The organism is Couchioplanes caeruleus (genome assembly GCF_023499255.1).
Lineage (GTDB): Bacteria > Actinomycetota > Actinomycetes > Mycobacteriales > Micromonosporaceae > Actinoplanes > Actinoplanes caeruleus_A.
This window is the reverse complement of record NZ_CP092183.1, coordinates 575,993-589,315: the sequence shown is the minus strand read 5'-3', so window position 1 is coordinate 589,315 and position 13,323 is coordinate 575,993. Positions and strand designations below refer to the sequence as shown.

Genomic DNA, 13,323 nt, shown 5'->3' with positions numbered 1-13,323 from the left:
GCGTTGCGGGGTGACGACATCGCGGACCCGGGCGGAACCCCGCCCCGCCTACCAGTGCGACGCCTGCGGCCACCAGCCGCCCAAGTGGCTGGGGCGCTGTCCGGAGTGCAACGAGTGGGGCTCGATCGTCGAGTCCACCGTGAGCGGCCCGGTGGTCTCCGGCCGCGTGGTCAGCTCCCGGCTGCCGTCCGAGCCCGCCCGTCCCATCGCGACGATCAGCGCGGCGCCGGCCCGGGCCGTGCCCAGCGGTGTCAGCGAGCTCGACCGGGTCCTGGGCGGCGGCCTGGTGCCCGGTGCGGTGGTGCTGCTGGCCGGTGAGCCCGGTGTCGGCAAATCCACCCTGCTGCTCGACGTGGCCCAGCAGTGGGCGGCCGGCGCGGGCACGCCGTCGCTCGTGGTCAGCGGCGAGGAGTCGGTCAGCCAGGTCCGGCTCCGCGCCGAGCGGCTCGGCGCCCTGCACGACCGGCTCTACCTGGCCTCCGAGAGCGACCTCGGCGCGGTCATCGGGCACCTCGACGCGGTCAAGCCCGGGCTGCTCATCATCGACTCGGTGCAGACGATCTCCGCCCCGGGCACCGAGGGCGTCCCCGGCGGCGTGACCCAGGTGCGCGCGGTGACGGCCGCCCTGGTCAGCGTCGCCAAGGAACGCGGCATCGCCACCGTCCTCGTCGGCCACGTCACCAAGGACGGTTCGGTCGCGGGCCCGCGGGTGCTGGAGCACCTGGTCGACGTGGTGCTGCACTTCGAGGGCGACAAGCACTCGTCGTTGCGGCTCGTGCGCGGGGTGAAGAACCGCTACGGCGCCGCCGACGAGGTGGGGTGCTTCGAGATGCACGAGACCGGCATCGTCAGCCTCGCCGACCCCTCCGGGCTGTTCCTGACCCGATACAACGAACCGGTCCCCGGCACGTGCGTCACGGTCGCCATGGAGGGCCGGCGGGCGATGGTCACCGAGGTGCAGGCGCTGATCGGGGCGCAGGTGCAGGGCTCGCCGCGGCGTACGGTCTCCGGGCTCGACAGCGCCCGTCTGGCGATGGTCCTCGCCGTCCTCCAGCGCCGGATGGAGAAGATCAAGCTGCACGATCGCGAGGTCTTCGCGGCCACGGTCGGTGGCATCCGCGTCACCGAGCCCTCTGCCGACCTGGCCATGGCCCTGGCCGTCGCGTCCGGCGCGCTGAACCTGGCGATGGCCCCGCACCTGGTGGCGATCGGCGAGGTCGGGCTCACCGGCGAGGTGCGGCGGGTCGGTGCGGCCGGCCGGCGGCTCGCGGAGGCGGCCCGGCTGGGATTCAAGTTCGCGCTCGTGCCGCCCGGCTGCGGACCGGGCGAGGGCGACAGCGCCCCCAAGGGGATGCGCGTGGTCGAGGTCGGGGACCTGCAGTCGGCGGTGCAGTGGGCCGCCCGGGCGTCGGCCGAATGACCACCACCCGCGCCCACCGCGCACACAGCGTGATCGACGATCACGCTGCGGAGCATCCGCTGCACCGCGGCTCGTTGACCTGGATGACAGTCCGTAGAATGTACAGGTGCCGCTCGACCGCGATGCCTCCGCCAACCGTCAGGCCCACGGTGCTGCCCCCGGCATCAATGGATCGGCGGCCCGCCCGATGACACCCACGACGCCCGGCCTGACCGGCGGCGGGGTCAGCGGCGACCCGCTGCGCGCCAACCTCGCCCTCATGGCCCCCGGCACCGCGCTGCGCGACGGCCTCGAGCGGATCCTGCGCGGACGCACCGGCGCGCTGATCGTCCTCGGCCACGACGACGTGGTGGAACGCATCTGCACCGGCGGCTTCCCGCTCGACGTCGAGTTCTCCGCGACCCGCCTGCGCGAGCTGTGCAAGATGGACGGCGCGGTCGTGCTCTCCAGCGACGGCACCCGCATCGTGCGCGCGGCCGTCCACCTCATGCCCGACCCGGGCATCCCGTCGGAGGAGTCGGGCACCCGGCACCGCACCGCGGAGCGCGTCGCCAAGCAGTCCGGCTTCCCGGTCATCTCGGTGAGCCAGTCCATGCGCATCATCGGCCTGTACGTGAACGGCCAGCGCCACGTCCTCGACGACTCCGCGGCCATCCTGTCCCGCGCCAACCAGGCCCTCGCCACCCTCGAGCGCTACAAGCTGCGCCTCGACGAGGTCTCCGGCACCCTGTCAGCGCTGGAGATCGAAGACCTCGTCACGGTCCGTGACGCCGTCGCCGTGGTACAGCGCCTTGAGATGGTCCGCCGCATCGCCGATGAGATCTCCGGCTACGTGGTCGAGCTGGGCACCGACGGCCGGCTGCTCGCCCTGCAACTCGACGAGCTCATGGCCGGCGTCGACGCCGACCGCACGCTGGTGATCCGCGACTACCTGCCGACCGGCCGCAAGGCGCGCACCCTCGACGAGGCCCTGGTCGAGCTGGACCTGCTCACCGCGACCGAGATGATCGACCTGGTCGCGGTCGCCAAGGCCATCGGCTACGGCGGCGCCTCGGACGCCCTCGACGCGGCGGTGAGCCCCCGCGGCTTCCGCCTGCTCGCCAAGGTCCCCCGCCTCCCGGCCCAGATCGTGGAACGCCTGGTCGACCACTTCGGCAGCCTGCAACGCCTCCTCGGCGCGACGGTCGAAGACCTCCAGGCGGTCGACGGCGTGGGCGACGCCCGGGCGCGCGGGGTCCGGGAGGGGCTGTCCCGGCTGGCCGAGGCCTCCATCCTGGAACGCTACGTCTGACCGGCGGCGGCCCGGCGGAGTGCCGCCAGGGTCGGCCGGCGGAGTGCCGCCGCGGCTCGCTATAGCTCGGACCTGCGGGCAGCGATCGGCCGCGGCCTGCGTAAACACGCGGCCGGCTGCATTCTGCAACCGGCGACGGTGCGCGACCAGCGACGTCGCACGGCCGACGGGATATGCGCCACCAGCGGCACCTCTCGGGCGACAGGACGTGTGCGACCAGCGACGTCATGCGGCCGGTGGGATCGGCGTGACCAACAACGTCACGCGGCCAGTGGGATCGGCGCGACCAGCGACGTCACGCCGCCGGTGGGGTCGGCGCGACCAACAACGTCGCGCGGCCCGTGGGATTGCGTTGGCGGTCGCCGGTCAGGGGATGACGGTGATGGCAACCGGGTCGCTCACCTTGGCGCCGAGCCGGGCCCGGATCTGGTACTGGCCCGCCGGCGGTGCCGTGCCCGCGGCCAGGCCGGCCGAGCAGCGGTTGGACTGGCGGCCGTTCCAGGTGACCTTGTACTCGCGTTCGCCGTTCGGGGTGAACGGGCGGACGTCCGAGCCCTTGGCGTTGCTGCAGGTGTCCGACGACCAGATCTTCTGGGCGCCCGTCTCGATGTAGAGCTCCTGCAGGTCGGCGCCCACGTCGCGGGAGCACGTACGGGCCGACACGTTCTTGATCTTCAGGCGGATCTCGAGCGGGACGCCGCGGCGGACCGTGGTGCCGGCCGGGATGGGGGTGACGGAAATCTCGGCGTCCGTGCAGGAGCCGTCGGCCGGCACGTTCACGTTGGTGTTCGTACCCCCGTTGGTGCCCCCGTTGGTGCCGTCCGGGTCGTCCTCGACGTCGGTGCCCGCCGGTACGCCGTCGGACTGCAGGTCCTCCGGGTCGGGCAGGGACGGGTTGCCCGCGCCCGGGGCCGGGTCGACGAAGGACGGCTCGTCCTCCGGGGTGGAGCTCGCCGGCGCGGACACGGGGGCCGGGGTGGACGCACCCGTACCCCGCTTCTTGTCGTCGCCGCCGCCGGAGCAGGAAACGAACAGCACGATGACGCCGAGCAGGAGGGCACCGAGCACCACTGCGCGACGCCGCCAGTACACGGCGGAGGGAAGGGGACCGACCGTCGTACGCATAGTGGGAGCACCGTATCGCCGTAACTGCACGGAAGTGGGCGCGACGCGCCGGTTATGCGACACCGGCTCGTTTACTGATCGTTAGAGATAGACCTTGCGCTGGTACACGGCGTGCGCGCCGGCGACCCGGTCGAGAAAAAGTTTCCCCGCGCAGTGGTCGATCTCGTGTTGCAGGGCGCGCGCCTCGAAGGCGTCGGTGGTCAGGCGCACGGCTTCGCCCGTACCCGGGAGCGCACCCTCGACCACGACGCGGCCGGCGCGTTTCACGTCTCCCGTCAGGTCCGGAACGGACATGCAGCCCTCCCGGCCGGGCCGCCACCGGCTGGCCTCCACCACCCGGGCGTTGCAGAGCACAAACGTGCCGTGTGACGTGGCGGTCTTCGGGTGCTGGGTGACGTCCACGACGAAGACCTGCGCGCTCACGCCCACCTGCGGTGCGGCGAGCCCCACGCAGCCGGGCGACACCCGCATCGTGGCGACCAGGTCGGCGGCGAGCTGCACGATCTCGGGGTCCGCCGGGTCGACCTCCGCGCCCTCGCGGCTCAGCACCGCCGCCGGCGCGGTCACCACCGGCAGCACCCGGCCCTCGACGCCCAGGACGTCGGGTTTCCAGTCGGCCAGCGCGTCGCTCACAGCACGTCCGATTCGGCGCGGCGCAGGGTGACCTCGACGCCCAGCTCGTCGGCCGCCTCGGCGAGGCGTACGGCGAGGTCGTCGGCCGTGCCCGGCGGCAGGTCCACCTCGGCGACGAGGACGTACAGCGGGCCGGTGAGCCGGGTGGTGAGGTCGGTGATGTTGCCGCCGGCCGCCGCGACCACCCGGGTGACCGCGGCGACGATACCGAGCCGGTCCGCGCCGTGCACGCTCACCAGGTACGGCTCCCCACGCGCGGCGCCGTCCGCCTCCGGTTGGACCGCGCGCACCGTGGCGAGCAGGTCGCTGAGCGGCTCGAGGGCCTTCTCGACGTCCCCGGCGGTCGGGCCGGTGCAGATCAGGGTCATCGCGAAGTGCCCGCGCAGCCGGGTCATCGTCGAGTCCGAAAGGTTGGCGCCGACCCCGGCGAGGGCCGCCGAGACGTCCGCGATGATGCCGGTCCGGTCCGGGCCGATGACGGTGATGGCGAGCTCGTTCACCCCGGCATCTTAAGCTTGCCCGGTTATGACGCTCGCCGACTCAGCCATTCAGTGGTACGACGACAACGCCCGCGACCTGCCCTGGCGGGTGCCCGGGACCACCCCGTGGGCCGTGCTGGTCAGCGAGGTGATGCTGCAGCAGACCCCGGTCGTACGCGTGGAGCCGGCCTGGCACGCGTGGATGACCCGCTGGCCCACCCCCGCGGACCTGGCGCAGGATCCCCCGTCCGAGGCCATCCGGATGTGGGGCCGGCTCGGCTATCCCCGCCGGGCGATGCGGCTGCACGCGTGTGCGGTGGCGATCGTGGAGCGGCACGGCGGGCGGGTGCCCGACGACCTCGACCAGCTGCTGGCGCTGCCGGGCGTGGGGACGTACACGGCACGGGCGGTGGCGACGTTCGCGTACGGCCAGCGGCACCCCGTCGTGGACACGAACGTCCGCCGGGTCGTGGCCCGCGCGGTGGCCGGCGATCCGGACGCCGGGCCCACCACCACCGCGGCCGACCTCACCGCCACGGCCGAGCTGCTGCCCGAAGAGCCGGCCCGCGCGGCGAAGGCCAGCATCGCGTTCATGGAGCTCGGCGCGATCGTCTGCACGGCACGGTCCCCGCGCTGCCCGCAGTGCCCGCTGGAGAGCGTGTGCGCGTGGCGGCGCAGCGGGGCGCCGGCGCCGACCGGGCCCACGCGCCGCCCCCAGAAGTACGCGGGCACCGACCGTCACGTCCGCGGCCTGCTCCTGGAGGTTCTCCGGCACGCCACCGGGCCGGTGCCGCGGCAACGCCTCGACACGGTGTGGGCGGACGACGTGCAGCGGGCCCGTGCGCTCGCGGGGCTGGTCACGGACGGTCTGGTCGAGCCGCTGGACTTCGACGCGGACCGGTTCGTGCTCGCCGGCGACCACCCGCCCCGCTACCCGGCCCTGCCGTAAGCCGGTCCTGCCGGGTTAGGGGGACAGCCCTCCCCGGGCTGAGGGTTCGCCGCAACGACTTCACGCGTACGCGGCCATAGCGTCGTGACGTGACCACGACGACTGCTGCGACCGCCACCGCCGTCTCCCTGCGCGGTGTCACCAAGGTGTACGGCAAGGGGGCGGCGGCCGTACGCGCCGTCGACGCCGTGGACCTCGACCTGCCGCGGGGTGGCTGGACAGCGGTCAGAATCCCAGGTGGCGGGTTATAGCAGCCCGGATCTCGTCGTGCGCCGCCCCGAGCGCATGAGCCGGATCCCGCCACCGCTCCCTCGGGTACAGCCAGACCGGCCGCCGCCGCAGCTCCGGCGGCTCCCAGTCGTACCGGGGCCAGACATGCGCGTGCAGGTACGGGTCGGCGTTGCCGAGGATCTCCAGGTTGATCCGGCGGAACCCCGGGTCGAGCTCCGCGCAGGCGCGCTCCACGGCGGCGCCGAGACGGTCCATGCTCTCCAAGTACGCCAGACGCCGTGCGCGCGGCAGGTCACTGAGCCGCGACACTGCCGGGTCGTCGGTCAGCAGGACGCAGTACCCGGGGAGCCACTGGACGTCCCCGATCACGGCGAAGCTCTCGGGGAGCCGGCCTAGCACGGTCGGGTTCCGGCCCCGGTGCGCGGAGCCGATGCGGTCGTCACGCCAGTCGGTCATGTCGTCCATCCGTACCGGGCGCCGGCAACCCCGCGGCTGTCGCCGGTCGGCCGGGTTTTCCTCAGGCCGCGGGTGGACGCGCCGGTCGCCGGTCGGCCGGGTTTTCCCCAGGCCGCGGGTGGACGCGCCGGTCGCCGGTCGGCCGGGTTTTCCCCAGGCCGCGGGTGGGCGCGCCGGCCAACGCGGGCCGCGGCCGAGCGACCCCCGCATCCCCTCGGCCAGCGGTCGCCGCCGACCCGCTGATGCCGCGGGCGACCGGGTGCCGTGCGCCGCCGACGGTCAGCGGGAACTTGTCCGGCACGGGCCACTCAAAGGAACCGGTCCCCGCACGGACCGGTGCGCCACCCACTCAGACGAACCGGTCCCGACCGACCGCCGAACCGGCCAGACCCCGAGGGCAGGTCCCGCCTGGCCAGAGTCCCCAGCCAGCCAGCCGTCCACCGAGCGCCCGTCTCGCCACGCCACAGCACCCCGACTCCTCGGATCGCCCCGGCCGGTCGGCCGCCAGACGCCGAAAGGACCGGGACGCGAAACGGCCCGGCGCCGAAGCGCCGGGCCGTTCACCCGTTCCTGCCGGTCAGGCGGAGGTCACTCGTCGGCCGCGGCCGCGCCGAGGTCCGCCGGCACCGCGTCGGGGACCACGGAGCCCCGGTCGGCGCCCTTGAAGACCAGCTTGGACTTGTCGATGTTCTCCGGGTCGCCCTCGCAGTCCACGACGACGATCTGGCCGGGGCGCAGTTCGTTGAAGAGGATCTGCTCGGACAGCGAGTCTTCCAGGTCCCGCTGGATCGTCCGGCGCAGCGGCCGGGCGCCCAGGACGGGGTCGAAGCCCTTCTTCGCCAGGTACTTCTTCGCGTTGTCGGTCAGCTCGAGACCCATGTCCTTGTTCTTGAGCTGGCCTTCGATCCGCGCGGTGAAGATGTCGACGATCTCGAGGATCTCGTTCTGGCGGAGCTGGTGGAAGACGATCGTGTCGTCGATGCGGTTGAGGAACTCCGGGCGGAAGTGCTGCTTCAGCTCGTCGTTGACCTTGACCTTCATCCGCTCGTAGTTGGACTCCTCGGCCTCGGAGGCCTGGAAGCCCAGCGACACCGCCTTGGCCACGTCCCGGGTACCCAGGTTCGTGGTCAGGATGATGACCGTGTTCTTGAAGTCCACGATGCGGCCCTGACCGTCGGTCAGGCGGCCGTCCTCGAGGATCTGCAGGAGCGTGTTGAAGACGTCCGGGTGGGCCTTCTCGATCTCGTCGAACAGGACCACCGAGAACGGCTTGCGGCGCACCTTCTCGGTCAGCTGGCCGCCCTCGTCGTAGCCGACGTATCCGGGGGGCGCACCGACGAGGCGGGACACCGTGTACCGGTCGTGGAACTCCGACATGTCGAGCTGGATCAGCGCGTCCTCGGAGCCGAACAGGAACTCCGCCAGCGCCTTGGAGAGCTCGGTCTTACCGACACCCGAGGGGCCGGCGAAGATGAACGAGCCCGAGGGGCGCTTCGGGTCCTTGAGGCCGGCCCGCGTACGCCGGATGGCCTTGGAGACGGCCTTGACCGCGTCCTCCTGGCCGATGACGCGCTTGTGCAGCTCGTCCTCCATGCGCAGCAGGCGGGAGGTCTCCTCCTCGGTCAGCTTGTAGACCGGGATGCCGGTCCAGTTGCCGAGGACCTCGGCGATCTGCTCGTCGTCGACCTCGGACACGACGTCGAGGTCGCCGGCCTTCCACTCCTTCTCCCGCTGCGCCTTCTGGCCCAGCAGCTGCTTCTCCTTGTCGCGCAGCTGCGCGGCCCGCTCGAAGTCCTGCGCGTCGATCGCGGACTCCTTGTCGCGGCGCACCTGGGCGATGCGCTCGTCGAAGTCACGCAGGTCCGGCGGCGCGGTCATCCGGCGGATGCGCATCCGGGCGCCGGCCTCGTCGATCAGGTCGATCGCCTTGTCCGGCAGGAACCGGTCGGAGATGTACCGGTCGGCCAGCGTCGCCGCCGCCACGAGCGCGGCGTCGGTGATGCTGATCCGGTGGTGGGCCTCGTAGCGGTCGCGCAGGCCCTTGAGGATCTCGATGGTGTGCGCCAGCGACGGCTCACCCACCTGGATCGGCTGGAAGCGGCGCTCGAGGGCGGCGTCCTTCTCGAGGTGCTTGCGGTATTCGTCCAGGGTCGTGGCGCCGATGGTCTGCAGCTCGCCACGAGCCAGCATGGGCTTGAGGATGGAGGCGGCGTCGATCGCGCCCTCGGCGGCACCCGCACCGACCAGGGTGTGGATCTCGTCGATGAACAGGATGATGTCGCCGCGCGTACGGATCTCCTTGAGCACCTTCTTGAGGCGCTCCTCGAAGTCACCGCGGTAGCGGGAACCGGCGACCAGCGCGCCCAGGTCGAGGGTGTAGAGCTGCTTGTCCTTGAGCGTCTCGGGCACCTCGCCCTTGACGATGGACTGCGACAGGCCCTCGACGACGGCGGTCTTGCCGACGCCCGGCTCGCCGATCAGCACCGGGTTGTTCTTGGTACGGCGGGAGAGCACCTGCATGACCCGCTCGATTTCCTTCTCCCGGCCGATGACCGGGTCGAGCTTGCCCTCGCGGGCGGCCTGGGTCAGGTTGCGGCCGAACTGGTCGAGCACCAGCGACGTCGACGGGGCGGCCTCGCCCGCCGCGGCACCGGCCGCGGCCGGCTCCTTGCCCTGGTAGCCCGAGAGCAACTGGATGACCTGCTGGCGGACCCGGTTGAGGTCGGCGCCGAGCTTGACCAGCACCTGGGCGGCGACGCCCTCGCCCTCGCGGATCAGCCCGAGCAGGATGTGCTCCGTGCCGATGTAGTTGTGGCCCAGCTGCAGGGCCTCGCGCAGCGAGAGCTCCAGCACCTTCTTGGCCCGCGGCGTGAACGGGATGTGCCCGCTAGGCGCCTGCTGGCCCTGGCCGATGATCTCCTCAACCTGCTGCCGGACCCCCTCGAGGGAGATGCCGAGGCTCTCCAGAGCCTTCGCGGCAACACCTTCGCCCTCGTGGATCAGGCCGAGCAGGATGTGCTCTGTCCCGATGTAGTTGTGGTTGAGCATCCGGGCCTCTTCTTGGGCCAGGACGACAACCCGTCGCGCTCGGTCGGTGAACCGCTCGAACATGCCCTCGTGCTCCTCACGTGCCGTGCGCCAATGCTGAGCCTGTCTCAACAGCTGGCGGGGCCAGCGCACGGGCATCGGTGATACCCGTGCTGTAACTCTATCGCCGCCGGAGGACTCTGCTGGGCCCTCGAGCCCTCTCGGGAGGTCCTGCGCCGATGATTTCCCCAACTTCGCACGCTCAGGGGCTGTTCCCCACCCCTGGGGAGTACGCGCACAGCGAAATCGTCGGCACCGTCACCGGCCTGCCCGACGCCGTCCACAGCCTGTGGACAACGTCGTCCACCGCTGTGGATAACTTACGCAAGCCGAGCGCAGGACGAGCGGAAAGCAGCAGGGTCCGCCGCGCCGGAGCGCAGCGGACCCTGTGGAGAGCGGTGGGTGCGGCTCAGCGGCCGGGACCCTTGGCGTGGAACTCGTCGACGATCTCCTGCGGGATGCGGCCCCGGTCGGAGATCTCCTTGCCGTTCTTCTTCGCCCACTCGCGGATGGCCTTGTTCTGCTCGCGGTCGGCGGTGGCACCGCCGCGTCCGCGGGCCGCCCGGCCTCCCACGACCACCCCGCCGCGGGCGACCTTCGACCCGGCGGCGACGTACGGCGCGAAGACGTCGCGCAATTTCGCCGCGTTCTTGTCGGACAGGTCGATCTCATACTGAATGCCGTCGAGGGCGAACTTGACGGTCTCGTCGGCGTCACCGCCGTCGAGGTCGTCGACCAGCTTGTGAATGATCTGCTTGGCCACGGGCCGTTATCCTCCCGAACACAGGTTCTCTCGTCAGGCAATCCTCTGCCGAGAACAATAACGCTATGCCCGCGCGTTGCGTCAATGCGGGCCCGATATCCGCGCCCCGAAGGACAACCGCGCCGTTTCGCGAATGCCCCGCCGGGCGAACACCGGACATCGCCGAGCGATTCCAAAAGGCCCGCGGCGTGGCCGGATTCGTTGGGCCGGCCGGGGAAACGACGGCCCGACCGGCCAGGTTTCGCACCGGCCACGGCCGCCGGCGCCCGGAAAGGTCCAGCTTTTCGCCGGCCCACGGCCGCCCCGAACGAAAGCCGGTGACGGATTGTCACTTCCGCCCGGCGGCCCTCTCGACGCCCATCGAACCAGGTGACCTGGAGTGATCCGGCGGTTGCTGCGAGGGTAGGAAATCGGTCCCGGCGCCGGCGCAAAACACCGGCGCCGGACGCGGTTGGGCCGCCCGGTCGAAATAACACCGGGTGGAGATACGCCGATAGAGATCTATATCGAGCGCGTCGCTGTGCGTCACAAACGACAGGCGCGCCGCCGCCGTCCGGGCATTCCCAATTACGGAACAACGGTACGCGAGACCGCACCGCGCCAGTCGGGCATCAAGCCACATTCCGCTCATACACCATGCGGAGCCCGATCAGCGTGATCATCGGCTCGTGCGCGGTGATGGTGTGGCATTCATCCTTGACCAGCCAGGCGAGACCGCCGGTCGCGATGACCGACCGGACGGGGGAACCCAGCTCGGCGGCCATCAGCTCGACGATGCGGTCGACCTGACCGGCGACGCCGTAATAGAGACCGGACTGCAGGCATTCGACCGTGTTCTTGCCGATGACCGAGCGCGGCTTGGCCGGTTCCACCTTGCGCAACTGCGCGGCCCGGGCGGCGAGCGCGTCGAACGAGATCTCGATTCCGGGCGCGAACGCCCCGCCGAGGAATTCACCCCGGGCGCTGATCACGTCGAAGTTGGTGGTCGTCCCGAAGTCCACGACGATCGACGGGCCGCCGTACAGGGCGTGCGCGGCCAGCGTGTTCACCACGCGGTCGGCGCCGACCTCCTTCGGATTGTCGATCGCGAGCTGCACCCCGGTCTTCACGCCCGGTTCCACGATGACGTTGGGCAGATCCCCGTAGTAGCGCGCCAGCATCGTGCGCAGCGAGCGCAGCGCGGCCGGCACTGTGGAGCACGCGGCCACCCCGGTGATCTCGACGGCGTCACCCGCGAGCAGGCCACGGAACATCAGGCCCAGCTCGTCGGCGGTCGACCGGGCATCGGTCTTGATCCGCCAGCTGTGCACGATCTTGTCGCCGTCGAAGGTCGCCAGAACGGTGTTCGTATTGCCGATGTCGATGCACAGAAGCACGATCAAAACCTTAACCGCCGAGGGTACGGCCGTTGGCGTCAGCAACCGCAACACCGCCGCCGACCGGCACAGAGGCGAGCGCTGGGGCCCCGCCGGCGGGAAAAGGCCGCACCGTGCAGCCCATCCCGGGCAGAGGCACGCGACGCAACCCACCCGGACGGAGTCGCACGACGCAGCTCGACTCGGTGAAGGCGTAACGCAACCCAGCCCACGGCGGACGCCCCACGAAGCCCAGTCCGGGCGGAGGCCCAACGCGGGCCCAGGCCTGGGCGGACGCCCAACGCGGCCCAGCCCGGGGCGGACACCCAACGCGGGCCCAGCCCGGTGGGCACGCGCCGGCGCGCCCGGCCGCGCGTAGCGCGATGACGCCGCCGGCCAGGTCGGCGGCGTCCCCGGCCCGCGAAGCACCGTCGCGAGCCGGCACGCCGCACAGGACGACCCGGCCGAGGACAGCATCCGCCCAGGACGCCCGGGCGAGGACGGCACCCGCCCACGACGACCCGTCCGAGGACGGCCCGGCCCAGGACGGCCCGGCCCGGCCAAGGACGGGCGGTAGGGCGGGCGAGGACGGCGACGGACGCGGCTGCCTGGGCCGCGGCTGCCAGGAGGGAGGCGCGCCCGCACGACGCCTCGGCCGGGAAGGCGTCAGCTCACGCGCAGGTCCATTGCGATGTCGAGGATCGGCGAGGAGTGGGTCAGGCCGCCCACCGACAGGTAGTCCACGCCTGTCGCGGCGTACGCGGCGGCCGTGTCGAGGGTGAGGTTGCCCGTGGCCTCCAGCTCCGCGCGGTCGCCCACCTTCTCCACGACCGAGCGCAGCAGCTCCGGCGGCATGTTGTCGCACAGCAGGAAGTCCGCGCCCGCCTCGACCGCCTCCTGAGCCTCGGCCGGCGTGGTCACCTCGACCTGCACGGGCACGTCCGGGAAGCGCTCGCGGACCAGCCTGTACGCGGCCGTTATGCTGCCCGCGGCCAGCTTGTGGTTGTCCTTGATCATCGCGACGTCGTACAGGCCCATGCGCTTGTTCGTGCCGCCGCCGACGCGGACCGCGTACTTCTCGAGGGCGCGCAGGCCGGGCGTGGTCTTGCGGGTGTCGAGCACGGTCGCCTTGGTGCCGGCGAGCTCGTCGGCCCACCTGCGGGTGTGGGTCGCCACCCCGGACATGCGGCACAGCAGGTTCAGGGCCGTACGCTCGGCCGTCAGCAGCGACCGGGTGGGGCCGGCGACCACGGCGAGCACGTCCCCGCGCACCACCCGGGTGCCTTCCTCGACCACCTGGTCGAACGAGGCCGTCCCGCCGGAGGTGGCCGCGAACACCTGGGCGGCGACGGGCAGGCCCGCCACCACGCCCGGCGCCCGGGCGACCAGTTCGGCGGTGTCGACCTGCGCGGCCGGGATGGTCGCCTCGCTCGTCACGTCCCGGGGTGGGTCACCGAGGTCCTCGGCCAGCGCCGTGTAGACGACCCGCTCGACCTCCGCCAGATCCAAGCCCTCGATCATCGCCGCTCTCCCG

12 protein-coding genes are annotated in these 13,323 nt (G+C 71.8%); 4 read left to right on the top strand and 8 right to left on the bottom strand.

What is annotated here, in order from left to right; all coding sequences use genetic code 11:
• Positions 1-10: 10 nt before the first annotated feature.
• Positions 11-1,420 carry a DNA repair protein RadA gene (radA, locus tag COUCH_RS02775; protein WP_249610534.1) on the top strand — a complete coding sequence of 470 codons (1,410 nt, stop codon included), beginning with the start codon at positions 11-13 and terminating at the stop codon, positions 1,418-1,420.
• A gap of 106 nt (positions 1,421-1,526) precedes the next feature.
• Positions 1,527-2,711: a DNA integrity scanning diadenylate cyclase DisA gene (disA, locus tag COUCH_RS02770; RefSeq protein ID WP_430640873.1), complete on the top strand. Its 1,185-nt coding sequence runs from the start codon at positions 1,527-1,529 to the stop codon at positions 2,709-2,711.
• 366 nt (positions 2,712-3,077) lie between these two features.
• Here disA and COUCH_RS02765 read toward each other — a convergent pair whose 3' ends face one another.
• From COUCH_RS02765 to COUCH_RS02755, 3 genes are all read right to left on the bottom strand, one after another.
• Complete coding sequence (locus tag COUCH_RS02765) at positions 3,078-3,836, bottom strand: adhesin (protein ID WP_249610533.1); 759 nt, start codon at positions 3,834-3,836, stop codon at positions 3,078-3,080.
• An 81-nt stretch (positions 3,837-3,917) separates the two neighbouring features.
• Positions 3,918-4,469, bottom strand: a complete 552-nt coding sequence (locus COUCH_RS02760; RefSeq protein ID WP_249610532.1) for a peptide deformylase — start codon at positions 4,467-4,469, stop codon at positions 3,918-3,920.
• Positions 4,466-4,969 carry a glycine cleavage system protein R gene (locus COUCH_RS02755; protein ID WP_249610531.1) on the bottom strand — a complete coding sequence of 168 codons (504 nt, stop codon included), beginning with the start codon at positions 4,967-4,969 and terminating at the stop codon, positions 4,466-4,468. Before COUCH_RS02755 ends, COUCH_RS02760 begins: the two co-directional genes overlap by 4 nt.
• Before the next feature lie 25 nt (positions 4,970-4,994).
• Here COUCH_RS02755 and COUCH_RS02750 point away from each other — a divergent pair, with 25 nt between their 5' ends.
• Positions 4,995-5,897 (top strand): A/G-specific adenine glycosylase, encoded by a 903-nt coding sequence (locus COUCH_RS02750; protein WP_249610530.1) that lies wholly within the window; start codon positions 4,995-4,997, stop codon positions 5,895-5,897.
• 89 nt (positions 5,898-5,986) lie between these two features.
• Positions 5,987-6,148, top strand: coding sequence for a hypothetical protein (locus COUCH_RS02745; RefSeq protein ID WP_249610529.1), 162 nt, complete (start codon positions 5,987-5,989; stop codon positions 6,146-6,148).
• On the opposite strand, the gene COUCH_RS02740 is transcribed toward COUCH_RS02745, so the two are convergent.
• The 5 genes from COUCH_RS02740 to nadC all read right to left on the bottom strand — a co-directional run bounded on the left by COUCH_RS02740 (position 6,123) and on the right by nadC (position 13,310).
• Positions 6,123-6,584, bottom strand: a complete 462-nt coding sequence (locus COUCH_RS02740; protein ID WP_249610528.1) for an HIT family protein — start codon at positions 6,582-6,584, stop codon at positions 6,123-6,125. The two genes, COUCH_RS02745 and COUCH_RS02740, sit on opposite strands and share 26 nt — an antisense overlap.
• A 588-nt stretch (positions 6,585-7,172) precedes the next feature.
• Complete coding sequence (locus tag COUCH_RS02735; RefSeq protein WP_199510240.1) at positions 7,173-9,695, bottom strand: ATP-dependent Clp protease ATP-binding subunit; 2,523 nt, start codon at positions 9,693-9,695, stop codon at positions 7,173-7,175.
• Between the two features lie 385 nt (positions 9,696-10,080).
• Positions 10,081-10,434, bottom strand: coding sequence for a histone-like nucleoid-structuring protein Lsr2 (locus COUCH_RS02730; RefSeq protein ID WP_199510239.1), 354 nt, complete (start codon positions 10,432-10,434; stop codon positions 10,081-10,083).
• Between the two features lie 611 nt (positions 10,435-11,045).
• Positions 11,046-11,810 (bottom strand): type III pantothenate kinase, encoded by a 765-nt coding sequence (locus COUCH_RS02725; RefSeq protein WP_249610527.1) that lies wholly within the window; start codon positions 11,808-11,810, stop codon positions 11,046-11,048.
• A 645-nt stretch (positions 11,811-12,455) separates the two neighbouring features.
• Positions 12,456-13,310 (bottom strand): carboxylating nicotinate-nucleotide diphosphorylase, encoded by an 855-nt coding sequence (gene nadC / locus COUCH_RS02720; protein WP_249610526.1) that lies wholly within the window; start codon positions 13,308-13,310, stop codon positions 12,456-12,458.
• Positions 13,311-13,323 lie beyond the last annotated feature (13 nt).